The following is an 18,939-nucleotide window of genomic DNA, read 5'->3' on the forward strand; positions in this document are numbered from 1 at the left end:
GCTTCGGTTCGTGTCCGTGCCAAGGGCGGTGATCCGCGGGTTGTGGAAATGACGCCGGCCGCATGGAAATGCGGTCGCGCCGCACCCCCGGTAGGGTCGGCCCATGCGTTCCCGGATCCTGCCGCCGCCCGTCCGCTAGCGGGCGGCCCACTCCACGCACCCAGCCCGGCGGCCTCGCCGCTCCCGGGCCGATGAGTGCCGCCCGCACCACCGGTGGACCTCATCCGGCCGGGCCCCGCCCGGCATCCCGTCGTGGAGAACGAACGCATGACCACTCATGCCGCCGTGCCGGTCCGGCACGGCCTGCTGTCCATCTCGGCCGCCGCCGTCGCCTGGGGCGCGGGCGGGGCCGTGGCCGCCCTGCTGATGGCCGCCGCCGGGCTCGGCCCGGTCGCCGTCTGCGCCTGGCGGTTCGCCGTGGCCGCCGGCTGCCTCGCCCTGCTGCCCGGCCGCGGCGCCGCCGGGCCGCTCCGCGCCGCCGTGCTCACCGGGCTCGGGCTGGCGGTCAGTCAGTGCGCCTACTTCGGCGCGGTCCGGTACGCCGGGCTCGGCCTCGGCACCCTGGTGACCATCGGCGCCGGACCGGTGCTCACCGGCCTCGGCGCCCACCTGCTGCTCGGCGAGCGGCTCACCGGCCGGGCGGTGGCCGCCGACCTGCTCGCCCTGGGCGGGCTGACGCTGCTGGTGGCGGGCCCGGCCGGCGGTCCGCGGCCCGTCCTCGGGGTGGCGCTCGCCGTCCTGGCCGGGGCCGGGCAGAGCGGGCTCACCCTGTGGGCCCGGGCCGGCGGCACGGCCCGCGCCTCGGCCGGGGCGTTCACCACCGGCCTGCTCTGCCTGCTGCCGCTCGCGCTGACGGTGGACGGCGGTGTGCTGCCGTCCACCGGCGCACCGCTGGCGACGGCCGGCGCCCTGCTCTTCCTGGGGACGGTGCCGACGCTGCTCGCCTACCGCTGGTACTTCGCGGGCCTCGCCACCGTGCCGGGGGCCACCGCGGCGGTGCTGGTGCTGCTCGAACCGGCCACCGCGGCCGTCCTCGGCGTGGTCTGCCTCGGCGAACCGCTGACCCCGGCGCTGCCGGCCGGCTCCGCGCTCCTCCTCACCGCGATCGTCGCGCTGACCCGCCGGAGGTAGCGGGCCCGCCCCGCACGGGGCGTGCCCCGCGCCCGCCCGCCGGCTGTCCGGACGGCGGGCGGGCGCGGGACGCCGGGGCGGCCGGTGTCAGGGCACCGGCCGCAGGGTCGGCGGGGTGGGGACGAGGGCGCGCAGGACCAGGTCGACGTGGACGTGCGCGGCGCCGGCGCGGAGCAGCGCGGCGGAGACGGCGCGTAACTCCTCCGGGCCGGTGCAGGCGAGCCGCAGTTCGAGGTCGGCGTCGCCGGCCAGCGCCAGTCCGCTCTGCACCGCCGGGATCTCGGCGACCAACCGGTCGAAGTCGAGCGGGACCGGGCCGTAGCTCACCCGGGCGAGGGCCTGGAGCGGGCGGGCCGGCTCGGGCTGCGGCGCGCCGGGGACGAGGTGGAGCGCGCTCACCGGCGCTGGAGGTGTGCGCCGGAGCGGGCGGCGGGGTGCCCGGTGGCCGGGCGGGCGGCGGCGCCGCCGGCGGCCGGGCCGCTGACCGGCGGGGCGACGAGGCGCGGATCCAGGACCAGTTCGTCGATGCCCAGCGGGGCGGTCAGCGCGCGCAGTGCCGGTTCGCCGAGTTCGACGGCGGCCTGCTCCGGGCCGAGCAACTCGGCGAGCGCGCCCGCGGAGCTGAAGCCGACGGCGCAGCGGCGGCCGTCGCGCAGGCGAAAGAGGCGGAGGGAGGTGGTCCGTCCGGTGACGGTGACCGGAACGTGCCAGATGACGACGCGGGCCATGCGGGTGCTCCCGAGTGGTGGAGAGGGGCCTGCCGGAACTGCTCGGTGCTGCTCGGTGCTGCTCGGAACCGCGCTGTGCCGCTCCGAACTGCCGTCTCCGACGCTAGGGCGGGTCCGGGCGCGCGGTGAACAGTCCTGACGCAGCGTTGACCAAATGCTGCACCGTGTTGACGAAGTCCTGACGGCCGGGTGCACCGCTCACCGGACGGCCTTCCTCATCCTTCCCTATCCTTCCTTCGCTCATGGTAGTTTGCGTACCTGAGCGAACAGTGCGAGGGAGGCGGCCGGTGCCGGAGCACCACCCGGAGTACTACTCGGTCGAGCAGGTTGCCGAACTGCTCGGCCTGCATGTGCGGACGGTCCGCGGCTACGTCCGCGACGGCCGGCTGCGGGCGGTCAGGATCGGCAAGCAGTACCGGATCGCCCGCCGCGACTTCGAGGCCTTCACCGGGGCCCCGGCGGCCGCCGAGGAACCCGCCGGGCCGGCGGCCCCCGGGCCGCTGCACGCCGAGGCCTCCACGGTGGTCCAGATCGACGCCATCGGCGTCCGCGAGGCCGCCCGGCTGTCCAACACCCTGCTCGCGATGGTCGCCGGACCGCGCGAGGGCCCGGTGCCGCTGCGGATCGAGACCCTGCACAACGAGGAGCGCTCGACCCTCAAGGTGATCGTCCTCGGCTCCCCGGCCGACGCCGCCGAACTGCTGCTGCTCATCCACTCGTTGACGACGGAGAACCGCCATGTCTGAACCGTCCGGGACCGGTCCCGCCCCCGTGGTGCTGCGGCTGCCCGCCGAGGGCCCGGTGGTCCGCGACGCCGGCGCCGGGACGGACCTGCTCGGCGAGGCCTTCGGCCACGGCGCCGAGTGGCTGGTCGTCCCGGCGGCCCGGCTCGGCGAGGAGTTCTTCACCCTGCGCACCCGGGTCGCCGGGGAGATCGCCCAGAAGTTCGTCCAGTACCGGGTCGGCCTCGCCGTCGTCGGCGACATCTCCCGGTACACCGGGGCGAGCGGGGCGCTGCGGGACTTCGTCCGGGAGAGCAACCGGGGCCGCCACCTGTGGTTCCTCGCCGACGAGGCCGCGTTCGACGCCCGCCTCGCCGCGTCCGCGGAGGCCCGGAACGGCGCGCTCTGACCCGCTCCGCTTGCCCCGCGCCCGCGCCGGGACGACGGTGGAGCTGATCCGGATCCGGGGGGAGGTGGAGCGGAGGGGCGGTCACGAGATATCTTGACGTCAAGACGTTGGAGACGTGAAGCGGAGTACCGATGACTGACTCGACCATCATCTATACGCACACCGACGAGGCGCCGGCCCTGGCAACGTACTCGTTCCTGCCGGTGGTCCAGGCGTACGCCTCGACGGCGGGCGTGAAGGTGGAGACTCGCGACATCTCCCTCGCCGGGCGAATCATCGCGAGCTTCCCGGAGCGTCTGACCGAGGACCAGCGGATCGGCGACGCGCTCGCCGAGCTGGGCGCGCTCGCCAAGACCCCGGGCGCCAACATCATCAAGCTGCCGAACATCTCGGCCTCGATCCCGCAGCTCAAGGCCGCCATCGCCGAGCTGCAGGCGCAGGGCTACGCCCTGCCGGACTACCCGGACGACCCGCGGACCGACGAGGACAAGGACGTCCGCGCCCGCTACGACAAGGTCAAGGGCAGCGCCGTCAACCCGGTCCTGCGCGAGGGCAACTCGGACCGCCGCGCCCCCGCGTCGGTGAAGAACTACGCCAAGACCCACCCGCACCGCATGGGCGCCTGGTCGGCCGACTCCCGGACCAATGTCGCCACCATGGGCGAGAACGACTTCCGCTCCACCGAGAAGTCGGCCGTCATCGCCGAGGACGGCGCGCTGCGCATCGAGCTGGTCGCCGAGGACGGCACCACCACCGTGCTGCGCGAGTCCGTCCCGGTGCTGGCCGGCGAGGTCGTGGACGCCTCGGTCATGCGCGCCGCCGCGCTGAACGAGTTCCTGGCCGCGCAGGTCGCCGCGGCCAAGGCCGAGGGCGTGCTGTTCTCGGTCCACCTGAAGGCCACGATGATGAAGGTCTCCGACCCGATCATCTTCGGCCACGTGGTCCGCGCCTTCTTCCCGCAGACCTTCGCCAAGTACGGCGAGGCGCTGGTCGCGGCGGGCCTGAACCCGAACAACGGCCTCGGCGGCATCCTGGCCGGCCTGGACGCGCTGTCGAACGGCGCCGAGATCAAGGCCTCGTTCGACGCCGAGCTGGCCGAGGGCCCGGCCCTGGCCATGGTCGACTCCGACAAGGGCATCACCAACCTGCACGTGCCGAGCGACGTCATCGTCGACGCCTCGATGCCGGCCATGATCCGCACCTCCGGCCACATGTGGGGCCCGGACGGCCAGGAGGCCGACACCCTCGCCGTGCTGCCGGACAGCAGCTACGCGGGCGTCTACCAGGCCGTCATCGACGACTGCCGCGCCCACGGCGCCCTGGACCCGGCCACCATCGGCTCGGTCCCGAACGTCGGCCTGATGGCCCAGGCCGCCGAGGAGTACGGCAGCCACGACAAGACCTTCGAGATCGCGGCGGCCGGCACCGTCCGCCTGGTCGACACCGAGGGCAACGTCGTCCTGGAGCAGGCCGTCCAGCCGGGCGACATCTTCCGCTCCTGCCAGACCAAGGACCTGCCGATCCGCGACTGGGTGAAGCTGGCCGTCACCCGCGCCCGCGTCAGCGGCAGCCCGGCCGTCTTCTGGCTGGACGAGACCCGCGCCCACGACGCCGTGCTGATCGAGAAGGTCAAGACCTACCTCGCGGAGCACGACACCGACGGCCTGCAGATCGAGATCAAGTCCCCGGTCGAGGCCACGACGTTCTCGCTGGAGCGCATCCGCCGCGGTGAGGACACCATCTCGGTCACCGGCAACGTGCTGCGCGACTACCTGACCGACCTGTTCCCGATCCTGGAGCTGGGCACCAGCGCCAAGATGCTGTCGGTCGTCCCGCTGATCAACGGCGGCGGCCTGTTCGAGACCGGCGCCGGCGGCTCCGCCCCGAAGCACGTCCAGCAGCTGGTCAAGGAGAACTACCTGCGCTGGGACAGCCTGGGCGAGTTCTTCGCGCTGGCCGCCAGCTTCGAGCACCTGGCCCGCACCACCGAGAACGCCCGCGCCCAGGTGCTGGCCGACACGCTGGACCGCGCCACCGGCACCTTCCTCAACGAGGACAAGTCGCCGAGCCGCCGCCTCGGTGGCATCGACAACCGCGGCAGCCACTTCTACCTGGCCCTGTACTGGGCCCAGGAGCTGGCCGGCCAGAGCGACGACGCCGCGCTCGCCCAGGCCTTCGAGGGTCTGGCCAAGACGCTCTCCGAGCAGGAGCAGGCCATCGTCGAGGAGCTCGTCGCGGTGCAGGGCTCCCCGGTCGACCTCGGCGGCTACTACCAGCCGGACCCGGCCAAGGCCGCGGCCGTGATGCGCCCGTCGAAGACCCTCAACGAGGCGCTCGCCAACCTCGCCTGAGCCTGACGCCGGAGGCGTCGAAAGCGTCGAAGGCGTCGAACGGTTGAACCCGGGAGGCCCCGGAGGTCCGGCATCGGACCTCCGGGGCCTCCCGGGCTTTCCCGGCCTCCTCCGGTCTCTTCCGGCCCTAATGCCCGTCGTGCCCGGCGCCCTCGGGCCGGGCGTGCCGGGGGAGCAGGAAGGCGGTCAGGAAGGCCGCCGTGAGCAGCGCGGCGACGAGGCCGTACGTCCAGCCCGCGGCGTGCCGGAAGCCCTCGGTGGGGGCCCAGCCGAAGAACGCGGTGCCGAGCAGCGCGACGCCCATCGAGCCGCCGAGCTGCTGCTGGGCGTTGAGGACGCCGGAGGCCGAGCCGGTCTCGGACTCCTCGACCCCGGCCAGCGCGATGTCGAAGAACGGCGCCATGATCAGGCCGAGGCCCAGGCCGGTGACGGCGAGCGCCGGGACCAGCTGCCGGCTGGTGAGGTCCGCCGCGCCGTGCTCGACGGTGACCCACAGGCCGAGGGCGCCGGCGGCCGCGACGGCCATGCCGCCGTGCAGCACCCGGCGGCCGTGGCGCGGGGCCAGCAGGCCGCCGGAGAGGACGGCGCCGACGACCACGCCGACCGACAGCGGGATCATCGAGAGGCCGGAGTGCAGCGGCGTCCAGCCGAGGCCGAGCTGCAGGTACAGGGTGAAGACCAGCAGCAGGCCGGAGAGCGCGGCGAAGAACACCAGCCCGGTGGCGAGCGCCGAGACGAAGGGCCGCTTGGCGAACAGCGAGGGCTCGATCAGCGGGGTGCCGCCGCGCCGCAGGACGCCGCGCTGGTGCACCGTGAAGAGCCACAGGACCGGGACCGAGGCGGCCATCGCGAGGAAGGTCCACAGCGGCCAGTCCAGCTCGCGGCCCTGGACCAGAGGGTAGACCAGCAGCAGCACGGCGAGGCTGAGCACCAGCACGCCGACGGGGTCGAGCCGCCCGGCGCCGGCGGTGCGGCCGGTGCGCTCGGCGGGCAGGATCCGGACGGCGGCGAGCACCGCGAGCAGGCCGAGCGGCAGGTTGATCAGGAAGACGGCCCGCCAGCCGAGGCCGAACACGTCGGCGTCGGTGAGGTAGCCGCCCAGGGTGGGGCCGAGCACCGAGGAGAGCCCCAGCACGGGGCCGAACAGGCCGAAGGCCGTGCCGAGCTCCTTGGGCGGGAACATCGCCTTGATCAGGCCGAGCCCCTGCGGGATGAGCAGCGCCGCGAACAGGCCCTGCACGGTACGGGCGGCGATCAGGGTGCCCGCGCCGGGCGCCGCCGCGCAGAGCACGGAGGCGAGGGTGAAGCCGGCCGCGCCGAGCACGAACAGGCGCTTGCGGCCGAAGAGGTCGCCGAGCCGCCCGCCGGTGATCAGCAGGACGGCGAAGGCGAGCGTGTAGGACGCGGTGATCCATTGGATCTGGGCGTCGCTGCCGCCGAGGTCCTGCCGGACGGCGGGCGCGGCGACGCCGACGATCGTGGTGTCGAGGAGGTCCATCACCTCGGCGACGAGGATGACGGCGAGGCCCGCCCAGCGCAGCCGGTAGCCGGCGGACGGGGCCGCGGCGGGCTGGGGAGGGGCGATCTGACTGGTCATGGAGTGCTCTCCGGAATCAGAGCTGTCGACGAACGCTGTTCGCCGCAACGAACACTGTTTGGTTCAACGAACAGTGTTCTCCCATGGAACGGTGTTCGTGTCAAGTAATCTGGGATCCGTCGCCGACCACGAAGGAGCCCCCATGACCAGTGCCGCCCCGCGTTCCGGCTGGCCCGAGCACTGGCAGGGGAAGGCCAAGGCCGCCCCCAGGCGGCAGCCGCTGAGCCGGGAGCGGATCGTCGAGGCGGCGCTGCGGATCGTCGACGCCGAGGGCATGGACGCGCTCAGCATGCGTCGGGTCGGCCAGGAGCTGGGCACCGGCGCCGCCAGCCTCTACGCGCACGTCGGCTCCAAGGAGGAGCTGCTCGAACTGGTCCTGGACCTCGCCTACACCGCGATCGAGCTGGAGCCGGCCGATCCGGAGCGCTGGGAGGAGCAGGTCAAGCAGCTGCTGCGGAGCTGCCGCGACGCCCTGCTCTCGCACCGCGACCTGGCCAAGGCCGCCGTGGTCGCCAACGTGCCGGTCACCCCGCACGCGATGGACATCGCCGAGGCCATGCTCGCGATGCTGCGGGCCGGCGGCCTGGACGAGCAGACCGCCGCCTACGGGGTCGACCTGCTGGGCCTCTACACCACCGCGACCGCCTTCGAGGCCTCCAGTCGGGGCGGCGCCAACACCCAGGACTTCACCGACCGGATCCGCGACTACTTCGCGACCATCCCGGCCGAGCGCTATCCGATGATCACCTCGATGGCCGCCGCGCTGACCCGCAACGTCGGCGACGAGCGCTTCGAGTTCGGCCTGGACATCCTGGTCGCCGGCCTCGCCCGGCAGGCCCCGGGCGGCGGCGCCTGAGCACGGCAACCCGGAAACGCCGGAGCCCCCGTCCGGGATCGGACGGGGGCTCCTTCGTCGGGCCGTGGCGGGCGTCAGCCGGCGTCGGCCGCCGGGCGCCGGGTGCGCTGGTCCAGCGAGGCCAGGTAGGCGTTGTACGCCGCCAGCTCGGCGTCACCGCTGCGGTCCTCGGCGCGGTCCCGGCGGCGCGAGAGCCGCTGCTCCGAGCCCATCCACTGGTAGACCAGCGCGATCAGCACGATCGCGGTCGGAATCTCGCCGAACGCCCAGGTGATGCCGCCGGCGAGCTTCTGGTCGGCCAGCAGGTCGGTGCCGGGCGGCGCCATCTCGGTGGTGAAGGTGTTCACCAGCTGGTGGTTGGCCATCATCACCGCGACGCCGAAGAAGGCGTGGAACGGCATGCCCATGAACAGCTCGATGATCCGCATCACATGGCCCGGCCGGTGCGGGCCCGGGTCCACGCCCATGATCGGCCAGAAGAAGACCAGGCCGGTCGCCAGGAAGTGGACCATCATGAAGATGTGCCCGAGCCGGTACTGCATGAGGAAGTCGAACAGCGGGGTGAAGTAGACCCCGTAGAGGCTCGCGATGAACAGCGGGATGGTGAAGCCCGGGTGCGAGACCACCTTGATGTAGGTCGAGTGCAGCAGCGCCACCAGCAGCTCGCGCGGCCCGCGCGGGCGCCCCTTGCCGGCCGGCCGCAGGGCGCGCAGCGCCAGGGTGATCGGCCCGCCGAGCAGCAGCAGGATCGGCGACAGCATGGAGAGCACCATGTGCTGCATCATGTGCGCGCTGAACAGCACCATGCCGTAGTCGTTCAGCCCGGTGCAGGTGACCAGGATCACCGAGCCGATGCCCAGCACCCAGGCCACCGTGCGCCCGATCGGCCAGGCGTCGCCGCGCCGGTGCAGCCGGACCGCGCCGGCGACGTACAGCGCGAGCGCGGCCAGGCTGCCGATCAGGAACACCCAGTCGGGGGACCAGGTGAGCACGTTGGAGAGCGAGAAGGGGCCCAGTTCGGTCATCCCGCCGTGGTGGTGCATGCCTGACATTCCGTCGCCCATCGGCGGGTCCCGCTTTCCCTCGTCACGGCCCCTGGATGGGTCCGGTTCGCCCGTTTTGCTTCGGCCTACAGCCTAGGCGGGCCTTACCTCGGCCCGCGCCCCGGCCCCCGCCACGGCCTGCCGCGGGCCCGCGGAGCCGCGCCGGGGCGGAGGTGCCGGCCCGGCGCGGCGACGGTGGTCGGGGGGCGTGGCCGGGGTCCTGGGCGGCTCAGTCGCGGAACAGGGACAGGAGGGCGCGGAAGAGGCCGAAGGCGGCCGGCCCGGACAGCGGCGCCAGGGTCGTGCCCCAGCCGACGTCCACGGTCGTGGGCCGGCCCGCCCGGCTCGCGAGCTCGCCGCGGCGCCCCCGAGGGGCGTCGCCGCGGCGTCGGGCGGACGTCACCGGGGTGACGCTCCTTCGTCGTCCCGCGTTCGATCCACTGCGCGGAGCGGGCGCCCGGCGCGGTCAGCTCTTCGGCACCAGGGTGTTCTCACTCGTGCGGCCGTTGGCGTAGTCGTCGACGTTGCGGACGGTGGCGTCGATGATCTGGCCGACGGCGGTGCGGGTGAAGTAGGCCTGGTGGCTGGTGACGAGGACCTGGGGGAAGGTGATGAGGCGGGCGAGGGTGTCGTCGGTGATGCCCTGGATGGAGCGGTCGGTGAAGAAGACGCCGGTTTCTTCTTCGTAGACGTCGAGGCCGACGCCGGAGAGGCGGCCGGCGCGGAGGGTCTCGACGAGGGCGAGGCTGTCGACGAGGCCGCCGCGGCTGGAGTTGACGAGGATGGCGTCGTCCTTCATCCGGGCGAGGGCGGCGGCGTCGATGAGGTGGTGGGTGGTGGGGAGCAGGGGGACGTGGAGGCTGATGAGGTCGGCGCGGGTGAGGAGTTCGGGGAGTTCGGTGTAGGTCATGCCGAGGTCGAGGCAGGCGGGGTTGGGGGCGATGTCCCAGCCGAGGAGGTGGGTGCCGAATCCGGCCGCGATCCGGGCGAAGCATTCGCCGATCTTGCCGGTGCCGATGACGCCGACGGTCATGCCGTGGATGTCGCGTCCGAGCAGGCCGTCGAGGCGGAAGTCGAACTCGCGGGAGCGGTTGGCGGCGCGGGTGAGGCGCCGGTTGACGGCCAGGGCCAGGGCCCAGGCGTGCTCGGCCACCGCGTACGGGCTGTAGTGGGAGACCCGGGCGACGGTGAGGCCGAGCGCGGCGGCGGCGTCGAGGTCGATGTTGTTGAAGCCGGTGGAGCGCTGGGCGATCAGCCTGGTGCCGCCCTTGGCGAGCGCCTCCAGCGTCGCGGCGTCGAGTTCGGCGTTGACGCTGCTGCTGACGGCCGGGTAGCCGGCGGCGAGCGGGGCGGTGTCGCGGTTGAGGAAGACGGCCAGGCAGCGCAGCTCGTGCCGGTCCGCGAACGCCTCCTCCAGCAGCGGCCGCTCATCGGCCTGTACGCCGTACGCGAGGATCTCCATCTCGGTCCTTCCGGTGGGGTCCGGTCCGCGGTGCGGTCCGCTCTGGTCCACCGGTCAAGGTAGAGCAAAAGATGACCGAATGTGGGCGCAACCCTCCGTACCCCCGCCGATCGGCTGTTCCCTAGGTCAAGAAGCCTTGCGAGCATCGAAAAGGCGATTCCGATCAAGAATTCGCCTTTGATTGACGATTCACCAATCGTTTGTGAACAGTGCCTTGACAAAAGCGAAAGGCACACGAGGGGGTATTCAGCATGTCCGAGGACACCCACGGCACGGATCTGACGCGCCGCAGGATGCTCCAGGGGGCCGGGGCCGCCCTGGCCGTCGCCGCCGGGACGGTCGTGATCGGCGTGGCCGGCCCGGGGGGAGGCGCGGCCACCGCCGCCGATCCCGGCGCTTCCGACAGCTTCGACGAGACCTTCCAGGGCCGGCGGATCCAGGGCCGTCCGGTCAACGGGGGTGGCCACCACGGCGGCGCCGGCACCGGCTACGAGGTGCGGATCGACGGCGACGAGCTGCACATGATGCGCAACGCCGACGGCACCTGGATCAGCGTGGTCAACCACTACCAGACCTTCGCGACGCCGCGCGCGCTCGCCCGGGCCGCCGTCAACGACCTGCAGGGCGCCACGCTCGTCCCGGTCGCGACCGCCTGATCCGGCCACCGGCCCACCCGACACCCACACCACCACAGAGGGGGGACTCATGGGAGTCCGCAAGAACCAGGCGACCCTGACGGCCCAGGAGAAGCGCGCCTTCGTCGACGCGGTGCTGGCGCTCAAGGCGAACGGCGGCTACGACCCGTTCGTCACCACGCACAACCAGTTCATCCTCAGTGACGTCGACAACGGAGAGCGCACCGGTCACCGCTCGCCGTCGTTCCTGCCCTGGCACCGCAAGTACCTGCTGCAGTTCGAGCAGGCGCTCCAGGCCATCGACCCGAGTGTGAACCTCCCGTACTGGGACTGGACCGCGGACCGCTCCACCAGCTCGACCGTCTGGGGCGCGGACTTCATGGGCGGCAACGGGCGCGCCACCGACGGCCAGGTGACCACCGGTCCGTTCGCCTACTCCGGCGGCAACTGGACGCTCACCGTCAACACCGACAGCCGCAACTACCTGCGCCGCCAGCTCGCCGTCGGGACGGCCCAGCTGCCCACCCGCCCCGACGCCGAGTCGGTGCTCGCCATCACCACCTACGACGCCGCGCCGTGGAACAGCACCTCCTCCGGCTTCCGCAACAACCTGGAGGGCTGGCGCGGGGTCAACCTGCACAACCGGGTGCACGTCTGGGTGGGCGGCCAGATGGCCACCGGGATGTCGCCCAACGATCCGGTGTTCTGGCTGCACCACTGTTTCGTCGACAAGCTCTGGTCCGAGTGGCAGAAGCGCAACCCCGGCCAGACCTACCTGCCGACGGCCGGCACGACGAACGTCGTGGACCTCAACGAGCCGATGAAGCCGTGGAACACCGTCTCCCCGGCCGACATGCTCAGCCACAGCGCCCAGTACACCTACGACACCGGCTACTGATCGACGGAGGCCCCGCTCCCGGCGGGGCGGCTGCCGGGAACGGCCCCGGCCCCCCGAGGCTCGCGCGCTCGGGGGGCCGGGGCACCGGTCCGCAGGAGGAGGGCGGTCAGATGACCGTCTCGGCCTCCAGGTAGCGGTCGGCCGGCACCGTCTTCAGCTCGGCCACCGCCTCGCCCAGCGGCACCAGGTTGATGCTGGTGCCCTGCAGGGCGGTGATGTGCCCGAAGGCGCCCTGGTGGACGGCCTCCACGGCGTGCCAGCCGAACCGGGTGGCGAGCACCCGGTCGTAGGCGGTCGGGGTGCCGCCGCGCTGGGTGTGGCCCAGGATCACCGGACGGGCCTCCTTGCCGAGCCGGTGCTCCAGCTCGCGGGAGAGCTGGGTGGCGATGCCGGTGAACCGCTCGTGGCCGTAGATGTCCTTGGTGCCCTCCTCCCAGTGCATGCTGCCGGGTTCGGGCTTGGCGCCCTCGGCGCAGACCACGATGGCGAACTTCTTCTGCCGGTCGAAGCGCTCCCGGACGACGGCGGTGAGCTTCTCGATGTGGAACGGGCGCTCCGGGACGACGATCGCGTGCGCGCCGGCCGCCATGCCCGCGTTCAGCGCGATCCAGCCGGTGTGCCGGCCCATGACCTCGACGACCATGACGCGCTGGTGCGACTCGGCGGTGGTCTTCAGCCGGTCCAGCGCCTCGGTGGCGACCGACACGGCGGTGTCGAAGCCGAAGGTGACGTCGGTGCACGCGATGTCGTTGTCGATGGTCTTCGGCACGCCGACGATCGGCAGGCCCGCGTCGCTCATCAGCTTGGCGGCCTTCAGGGTGCCCTCGCCGCCGATCGGGATCACCGCGTCCAGGCCGAGGTCCGCGCAGTACTGCTTGGCGCGTTCGACGCCGTCGCGCAGGTGGCTGGGCTGGACCCGGGAGGAACCGAGGATCGTGCCGCCCTGGGCGAGGATGCCGCTCACCGAGTCGAGGGTCAGGGGACGGTGGTGCCCCTCCAGGAAACCGCGCCAGCCGTCCTCGAACCCGATGATCTCGTCGCCGTGGTCGACCACCCCCCGGTGGACCACGGAGCGGATCACCGCGTTCAGGCCGGGGCAGTCACCGCCGCTGGTCAGCACTCCAATACGCATTGCTTTGCAACTCCCGAGCAGAACCGAGGAACGGCCGGACTACAGGCTGGGACGACGAACCGTCACCGTAGCGAGCCGTTCCCGCGCCGGGTTGGCGCGGAGATGGCCGCCGGGTGAAGGACCGGCCGATTCGGACAGAACATCCGAAACCGGCCGTGGATGTCGAGCATACGGCCCCTGCGTCCGGCCGGGCAGGAGCCGACGCGGGAGCGGCGCCGTCGGCGCCCCCGCGTGGAAGTGCAGCCTGCTGCCGAGGAGGGTGTGCAGCCGGCAGCCCCGGGGAGGGGCAGCCCCATTGTCGTACGTTCCGGCCCGTCCGTGGGCCGGGTGACCGCATCGCGGGCACCCGGGCAGGACGGGCCCGGGACGTGCTACGCGGGGCGGGTCGTGGCCGCGATGCGCTCGGAGCGCAGCGCGTCGTACCAGGTGGTGTCGGCCGGCGGCAGGGCGTTCACGTCCAGCGCCAGCTTGATCAGCATGTCGGCGACGGCGGGGTTGCGCGCCATCACCGGGCCGTGCAGGTAGGTGCCGAAGACGGTGTCCCGCCAGGCGCCCTCGGTGCCGTCGCCGGTGCCGTTGCCCCGGCCGGCGGTGACCCGGGCGAGCGGCTTGACGCCCTGGCCGAGGTGGGTCACGCCCTGGTGGTTCTCGAACCCGGTCAGCTGCGGCAGCCCGAGCGCGGGGTCCACGTCGGCCAGCACGTCGCCGACGCAGCGCTCGCCCTCGCCGCGGGTGGTCCACACGTCCAGCAGGCCCAGGCCCGGCTCGCGCTGGCCGAGGTCGTTGATGAACTCCTGGCCGAGGATCTGGTAGCCGGCGCAGACCGCGAAGATGATCGCGCCGTTCTCGGACGCCCGCACCAGGCCGCTGTCGTTGCGCAGCCGCTCGGCGGCCAGCCGCTGCGGACGGTCCTCGCCGCCGCCGATCAGGTAGATGTCGCCGCTGGTGGGCACCGCCTGGTCGGAGCGGACGTCGATCCGGGTCACGTTCAGATGGCGCTGGCGGGCCCGGCGCTCCACGACCAGGGCGTTGCCCCGGTCGCCGTAGGTGCTGAGCAGGTCGGGGTAGACCCAGACCACGCGCAGGGTGCTCTCACTCATCCTCGAAGGCCTTCCATGACGTACGTGCGGTGGGCTGCTGGGGCGGCTGCGCGGTGGCGGTCCGGCATCAGCCGGCCACGACCTTCCGCAGCTGCTGGAAGGCGGTGTAGTTGGCGATCGCCTCGATCCGGCCGGGCGGGGCCATCCGGACGGCCTGCTCCAGCGAGTCCACGACGTGGAACTGCAGCCCGGCGACCTCCAGGCGCACCGCCAGGTCCAGCTTGCGCTGGCCCAGCACGAACACCGGGTGCCCGGCGAGCCGCTCGTAGTCGACGTCCCACAGCCAGGAGGTGTCGGTGCCGTCGGCGTCGAGCGCGTTGACCGAGAGCACCACCGGGGTGGGCGGGCCGTCGATCAGCGAGAAGGTCTCCAGCCAGCCGGCCGGGTTCTTGGCCAGCAGCAGCCTGATGTCCCGGCCCTGGTACTGGACGACGTCGTAGCGGCCGGCCACCGCGGTGACCGAGCGCATCCGCTCCAGCGCGACCTGCGGGGAGACGCCGAACACGGCGGCGACGGCGGCCGAGCTGGTGGCGTTGGCCAGGTTGGCCCGGCCGGGCAGCTGGAGCTGGATCGGCCAGGCGCCGCGCTGCGGGTCGATCACGTGGGTGCCCTGGAGGGCCCAGTGCGGGTTGGGGCGCCGGAAGCCGCACTCCTGGCAGAACCAGTCGTCGCCGGGGCGCTGCATCACGCCGCCGCAGGCGGGGCAGGACCAGGCGTCCTCCTTCCACGCCTGTCCGGCGGCCACCCAGACCACCTTCTTGCAGGAGGACGCGGCCCAGGTCACCAGCGGGTCGTCGGCGTTGGCGATCACCACGGCCTCGGTGTCCTGCAGGCCCTCGCGCCACTTCTCCGCCATCATGCGGGTCTCGGCGGCGCGGTCGAGCTGGTCGCGGGAGAGGTTGAGCAGGGCGATCGCCTTGGGGCGGGTGTCCCGGGCCACCATCGCCAGGTACTTCTCGTCGACCTCGATGACACCGAAGCGGGCGTCCGAGCCGCCGGCCAGGGCGGAGGTGATGCCGGCCGGCATGTTGGCGCCCAGGGCGTTGGAGACCACCGGGCCGGCGGCGCGCAGCGCCTCGGCGATCAGGCGGGTGGTCGTGGTCTTGCCGTTGGTGGCGCTGACCAGCACCACGTCGAGGTTCTCGGCGAGGGTGGCGAGCAGATCGGGGTCGAGCCTCAGGGCGACCTTGCCGCCGATCACCGAGCCGCTGCCGCGCCCGGCCTTGCGGGAGACGGCCGCGGCCACCTTGCCGGCGGTCACCGCGATCTTCGCGCGCGCCGGCAGCGAGGCGTCGCGTGCGCCTGTGGGCTCCGATTCGGTGCCTGCCATGCTCAGTGGTTCCTCCTTGCTGCGGCACCACCCGGGGGCCGGACTGCGGGCCGTCGGGCGGCGGGGACGGGATCAGCCTACCGACTCCGCTGTCGGGCTCGGCGCCCCGGACCCCGCGCCGCCTGCTGCGACGCTCCCGGAGAGCCCGTCCGGGCGGCCCTGACGCGGGGTCGGGACCGGCGGTGTACGGAGGGGCCGTTCGCCGTCGTGGACGCGCGGGCCGGGTGCGGCGGTTCCGCCCGGCGCTTCCGCGGGCCGGGAGGGGAGGGGGCCTTGGTGAGGGTGTGGTGAAGAAATGACCAGATGATTACCAGTCCGGCGCTGGTCCCGCCCTGGTCCGGCGCTGGTCCCGTGTTGGTCCGGCGCCGGCCCGGTACCCGTTGCGTCCCCGTCCGGCGCCGGTTCCGAGGCCCCGCTCACCGGCCCGGGCGGGTCTGCCAGGGCACCGGCAGCTCCTCGGCGGCCTCCGCCAGGTGCGCGGTGATGACCAGCGTCCCCTCCTCCACCTGGTAGTCCAGCGGCGCCGCCAGCCGGCGCATGGTGGCGATCAGCCCGTTGTTGGACGACTGGGTGACCGCGTACACCGTGTCCACCCCGGCCTCCAGGGCCAGCGCGGACATCCGCCGCATGAGGTCCAGGCCCAGCCCGCGCCGCTGCCAGGCGTCCTCGACCAGCACCGCCACCTCGGCGCTGTCGTCGTCCCACATCAGGTGCCCGAGGGCGACGATCCGCCCGTCGGCCGCCTCGACCGCCAGGGTCTGGCCGTGCCGGGCGTCCAGCAGGTGGTCCAGATAGCGGTCGGCGTCCCGCACCGGCCCGTGGTAGCGCTTGCGCAGCGTCTCGGGGGAGCAGCGGTGGTGCATCGCCAGCGCGGCCGCCTTGTCCGCCGCGTCCGCGCGCCGCACGGTCAGGTCGGCGCCGGCCGGCTGGCTCAGCCGGGTCCGGACGTCCGGCACCCGGGGACCGAGCAGGGTGTCCAGCTCGACCAGTGCCTGGGCCCGGGCGAACTCGGTCGGGGTGAACGGCAGCTGCGGGCGGGTGAGCTCGACGAGGTCCCCGGAGGGCACCGGCAGCCGCATCACGTGCCTGTCCACCCCGGCGGTGCCGCGGGCGGCCGCGCCCGGGTACTGCCGGATGCTGCACTGCCCGAACAGCCGGCGCAGCGCGATCGGCAGCTCGGCGGCGTCCAGCGCGGTCCGGGTGGCCAGGGCCAGCACATGGGTCGGCACGTCCACCAGGTCGTGGGCGTCGGCGGGGCCGGTCCAGATGTCGTGCCCGCCGGCCCCGGCGACCAGCGCGGCCAGGTCGGCCCGGGCGAGCGAGCGCGGCGCGCGGACGAAGAACTCGTCGACGGCGCCGGCCGGCAGCGGGTGGGACTGCATCGAGACGATGTTCACCTGCCGGGCGGCGAAGGCCGCGCAGACCCGGGCCAGGCTGCCGGGGGAGTCCTGCACCGTGGTGCGGACCCGCCACAGCGCGGTCTCCTCGAAGTCGTGCAGCGGCCCCTTCAGCGGCTCGGGCGCCCCTGCCGCAGCCCCTGCCGCCGCCCCGGTCGGTGGCGCGGGGGCGTCCGGCGCGGGTGGTCGGTGCACCTGGTGCCGGTGCGACCACCAGGTGTGGAACAGCGCGGTGGCGAGCAGCGCGGCGGCGGACGCGGCGAGCACCACCGGCCCGTCCGGGCCGTGCAGCACGAGCTTGGCCACCAGGTCGGCGGCGGTCACCGAGAGGAAGACGGCGGCGAGCTCCACCGCGTCGCGCCGCCAGCGATGGGTCCGGCCGCCGCGGCGCTGGGCACGGGAGGGGTTCGGGGACCGGACGTTCTCGGGCTTCGGGTTCTCCAGGTGCTCCATGCCATCAATCTGCCGCGCCGGTGTTTCACGATCACGAATCTCCCGTGACCTGACGGTTAATGGTGCCGACCGCGGGCAGGGGAGTCGGCCTCCCCGCGCCCGGCGGCCTTCACCTCGTCGAGCAGGATCCGCAGGTCCGCCTCGGTGGTGGCCGGGTTGAGCAGGCAGGCGCGGAGGATCTCGCGGCCGGCCAGGCGGGCGCCGGTGACGAAGGCGCGGCCGCGGCGCTGGACGGCGGCGGGCAGGTCGCGGTTGAGGGCGTCCAGGTCGGGTTCGCCGCGGCCGGGCGGGCGGAGGCGGAACGCGACGATGGAGGTCTGCACCTCGGCGAGGAGTTCCAACTCGGGGTCGGCGGTGATCAGTTCGCCGAGGTGGCGGGCGAGCGCGGTGGTCCGGGCGATGTCCCGGGCGAGGCCGTCGCGGCCGCGGTGGGCGATGGTGGCCCACACCTTGAGGGCGCGGAACGGGCGGGTCTGCTCGGTGCCGTACTCGGAGAACCAGCCGAGCTCCCCGGCCGCCTCGTCGCGCAGGTAGGAGGGGACGAGGCTGAAGGCGGCGCGCAGCTCGGCGGGGTCGCGGACCAGCGCGCAGCCGCAGTCGACCGGGACGCCGAGCCACTTGTGCGGGTCGAGGGCGAGCGAGTCGGCCCGGGACAGCCCGGCGTAGCGGTGCGCGATCACCGGGTCGAGCACGCCGAACGCGCCGTAGGCGCCGTCCACGTGCAGCCACAGGCGCTCCTCGGCGCACAGGTCGGCGATCGGGTCGAAGGCGTCCACCGCGCCGGTGCCGACGGTGCCGGCCGAGGCGACCACCAGGAAGGGCAGCAGCCCGGCGGTCCGGTCGCGGGCGATCGCGGTGCGCAGGTCGGCGAGGTCGAGGAGCCCGTCCGGACCGGTGGCCACCGTGCGCAGGTGCCGGCTGCCGAGGCCCAGCAGCTCGGCGGCCTTGCGGACGCAGGAGTGGGTCTCGCCGGTGACGTAGCCGACCAGCGGCGGCAGGCCGGCGAGACCGTCCTCGCGGACGTCCCACCCGGCGTCGCGGGCGGCCCGGTTGCGGGCGGCGGCGAGGCAGACGATGGTCGCCATCGAGGTGCCGGAGGTGAGCAGGCCGCCGCCGGGCGGGTGCGGGAAGCCGACCAGCTCGGCGATCCAGCGGACCACGGCCCGCTCCAGGTGGACGTCGGCGTGGTCGCCGCCGGCCGAGCTGGGGTTCATCGCGGCGGCGGCCAGGGTGGCGAGCACGCCCGCCGGGGCCGGGGCGGAGTTCACCCAGCCGAAGAAGCGGGGGTGGCCGTTGCCCATCGGGTGGGGCAGGACGTCGCGGCCGACCGCGTCCAGCAGCTCGGCGAGCGGGCGGCCGGTAGCGGGCAGCGGGGCGTCCAGCAGGGTGCGGCGGGCGGCGTCGTCCATCGGCTGCCAGACCGGGCGGGCGGCCAGCCCGGCGAGGTGGTCGGCGGCCAGGTCGGCGGCGGCGTGCGCGGCGGCGCGGAAGTCGTCGGAGGTCATGTGCGGCTCCGGGGGGGGGTGCGGGCCTGGTGGCGCGGCGTCCTCGGCGCACCGGAGTTTCTGTGATCCTACGGAAGCGGGGGCCCGCCCGGGGGGGGGGGGCCGCCCGGGGGGGGGGGGGGGGGGGGGGCCGCGGGGGGGGGGGGGGGGGGGGCCGCCCCGCGGGGCGCCGGAAGGCCATGTTGGGGGA

General features: G+C 73.7%; 18 protein-coding genes. 7 read left to right on the forward strand and 11 right to left on the reverse strand.

Going from position 1 to position 18,939, the window contains the following annotated elements:
- Positions 1 to 267 precede the first annotated feature (267 nt).
- Positions 268 to 1,131, forward strand: coding sequence for a DMT family transporter (locus ACFC0B_RS26670; RefSeq protein WP_376090748.1), 864 nt, complete (start codon positions 268 to 270; stop codon positions 1,129 to 1,131).
- 87 nt (positions 1,132 to 1,218) lie between these two features.
- On the opposite strand, the gene ACFC0B_RS26675 is transcribed toward ACFC0B_RS26670, so the two are convergent.
- Positions 1,219 to 1,530 (reverse strand): hypothetical protein, encoded by a 312-nt coding sequence (locus tag ACFC0B_RS26675; RefSeq protein ID WP_376090751.1) that lies wholly within the window; start codon positions 1,528 to 1,530, stop codon positions 1,219 to 1,221.
- Positions 1,527 to 1,859, reverse strand: a complete 333-nt coding sequence (locus ACFC0B_RS26680; RefSeq protein WP_376090754.1) for an SAV_915 family protein — start codon at positions 1,857 to 1,859, stop codon at positions 1,527 to 1,529. The genes ACFC0B_RS26675 and ACFC0B_RS26680 overlap by 4 nt, the downstream gene beginning before the upstream one ends.
- 287 nt (positions 1,860 to 2,146) lie before the next feature.
- On the opposite strand from ACFC0B_RS26680, the gene ACFC0B_RS26685 reads away from it, so the two are divergent.
- The 3 genes from ACFC0B_RS26685 (at position 2,147) to ACFC0B_RS26695 (ending at position 5,341) form a co-directional block, all read left to right on the forward strand.
- A complete protein-coding gene (locus ACFC0B_RS26685) occupies positions 2,147 to 2,605 on the forward strand; it encodes a helix-turn-helix domain-containing protein (protein ID WP_376090757.1) in 459 nt (152 codons plus the stop codon).
- Positions 2,598 to 2,990, forward strand: coding sequence for a DUF4180 domain-containing protein (locus tag ACFC0B_RS26690; protein ID WP_376090760.1), 393 nt, complete (start codon positions 2,598 to 2,600; stop codon positions 2,988 to 2,990). The genes ACFC0B_RS26685 and ACFC0B_RS26690 overlap by 8 nt, the downstream gene beginning before the upstream one ends.
- Positions 2,991 to 3,121: 131 nt before the next feature.
- The gene (locus tag ACFC0B_RS26695; protein WP_376090763.1) at positions 3,122 to 5,341 is read left to right on the forward strand and encodes an NADP-dependent isocitrate dehydrogenase; all 2,220 of its coding nucleotides are present in this window, start codon (positions 3,122 to 3,124) and stop codon (positions 5,339 to 5,341) included.
- A 127-nt stretch (positions 5,342 to 5,468) separates the two neighbouring features.
- Here ACFC0B_RS26695 and ACFC0B_RS26700 read toward each other — a convergent pair whose 3' ends face one another.
- Positions 5,469 to 6,938, reverse strand: coding sequence for an MFS transporter (locus tag ACFC0B_RS26700; RefSeq protein WP_376090766.1), 1,470 nt, complete (start codon positions 6,936 to 6,938; stop codon positions 5,469 to 5,471).
- Between the two features lie 142 nt (positions 6,939 to 7,080).
- Here ACFC0B_RS26700 and ACFC0B_RS26705 point away from each other — a divergent pair, with 142 nt between their 5' ends.
- On the forward strand, positions 7,081 to 7,794 hold the full coding sequence (locus ACFC0B_RS26705; RefSeq protein ID WP_376090769.1) for a TetR/AcrR family transcriptional regulator: 714 nt from the start codon (positions 7,081 to 7,083) through the stop codon (positions 7,792 to 7,794).
- A 74-nt stretch (positions 7,795 to 7,868) separates the two neighbouring features.
- On the opposite strand, the gene ACFC0B_RS26710 is transcribed toward ACFC0B_RS26705, so the two are convergent.
- The 3 genes from ACFC0B_RS26710 to ACFC0B_RS26720 form a co-directional block, all read right to left on the reverse strand.
- A complete protein-coding gene (locus ACFC0B_RS26710; RefSeq protein ID WP_376090772.1) occupies positions 7,869 to 8,837 on the reverse strand; it encodes a cytochrome c oxidase assembly protein in 969 nt (322 codons plus the stop codon).
- A 229-nt stretch (positions 8,838 to 9,066) separates the two neighbouring features.
- On the reverse strand, positions 9,067 to 9,240 hold the full coding sequence (locus tag ACFC0B_RS26715) for a hypothetical protein (protein WP_376090775.1): 174 nt from the start codon (positions 9,238 to 9,240) through the stop codon (positions 9,067 to 9,069).
- A 63-nt stretch (positions 9,241 to 9,303) separates the two neighbouring features.
- Positions 9,304 to 10,299, reverse strand: coding sequence for a 2-hydroxyacid dehydrogenase (locus ACFC0B_RS26720; protein ID WP_376090778.1), 996 nt, complete (start codon positions 10,297 to 10,299; stop codon positions 9,304 to 9,306).
- A 251-nt stretch (positions 10,300 to 10,550) separates the two neighbouring features.
- On the opposite strand from ACFC0B_RS26720, the gene ACFC0B_RS26725 reads away from it, so the two are divergent.
- Both ACFC0B_RS26725 and ACFC0B_RS26730 read left to right on the forward strand, forming a co-directional pair.
- A complete protein-coding gene (locus tag ACFC0B_RS26725) occupies positions 10,551 to 10,955 on the forward strand; it encodes a tyrosinase cofactor (protein ID WP_376090781.1) in 405 nt (134 codons plus the stop codon).
- A 49-nt stretch (positions 10,956 to 11,004) separates the two neighbouring features.
- On the forward strand, positions 11,005 to 11,832 hold the full coding sequence (locus ACFC0B_RS26730) for a tyrosinase family protein (RefSeq protein WP_376090784.1): 828 nt from the start codon (positions 11,005 to 11,007) through the stop codon (positions 11,830 to 11,832).
- A gap of 106 nt (positions 11,833 to 11,938) precedes the next feature.
- Here the strand turns inward: ACFC0B_RS26730 and ACFC0B_RS26735 are convergent, their stop codons facing one another.
- From ACFC0B_RS26735 to ACFC0B_RS26755, 5 genes are all read right to left on the reverse strand, one after another.
- Entirely contained in the window at positions 11,939 to 12,964 is a 1,026-nt protein-coding gene (locus ACFC0B_RS26735) for a 6-phosphofructokinase (RefSeq protein WP_376090787.1), read from the reverse strand.
- A 371-nt stretch (positions 12,965 to 13,335) separates the two neighbouring features.
- Positions 13,336 to 14,064 carry a type 1 glutamine amidotransferase gene (locus tag ACFC0B_RS26740; RefSeq protein ID WP_376090790.1) on the reverse strand — a complete coding sequence of 243 codons (729 nt, stop codon included), beginning with the start codon at positions 14,062 to 14,064 and terminating at the stop codon, positions 13,336 to 13,338.
- 67 nt (positions 14,065 to 14,131) lie between these two features.
- Positions 14,132 to 15,394: a MurT ligase domain-containing protein gene (locus ACFC0B_RS26745; protein ID WP_350544444.1), complete on the reverse strand. Its 1,263-nt coding sequence runs from the start codon at positions 15,392 to 15,394 to the stop codon at positions 14,132 to 14,134.
- A 416-nt stretch (positions 15,395 to 15,810) separates the two neighbouring features.
- Positions 15,811 to 17,244 carry a GNAT family N-acetyltransferase gene (locus ACFC0B_RS26750; RefSeq protein WP_376090794.1) on the reverse strand — a complete coding sequence of 478 codons (1,434 nt, stop codon included), beginning with the start codon at positions 17,242 to 17,244 and terminating at the stop codon, positions 15,811 to 15,813.
- 56 nt (positions 17,245 to 17,300) lie between these two features.
- Positions 17,301 to 18,749, reverse strand: coding sequence for a pyridoxal phosphate-dependent decarboxylase family protein (locus tag ACFC0B_RS26755; RefSeq protein ID WP_376090797.1), 1,449 nt, complete (start codon positions 18,747 to 18,749; stop codon positions 17,301 to 17,303).
- Positions 18,750 to 18,939: the final 190 nt, after the last annotated feature.

Source organism: Kitasatospora sp. NPDC056184, from assembly GCF_042268405.1.
Lineage (GTDB): Bacteria > Actinomycetota > Actinomycetes > Streptomycetales > Streptomycetaceae > Kitasatospora.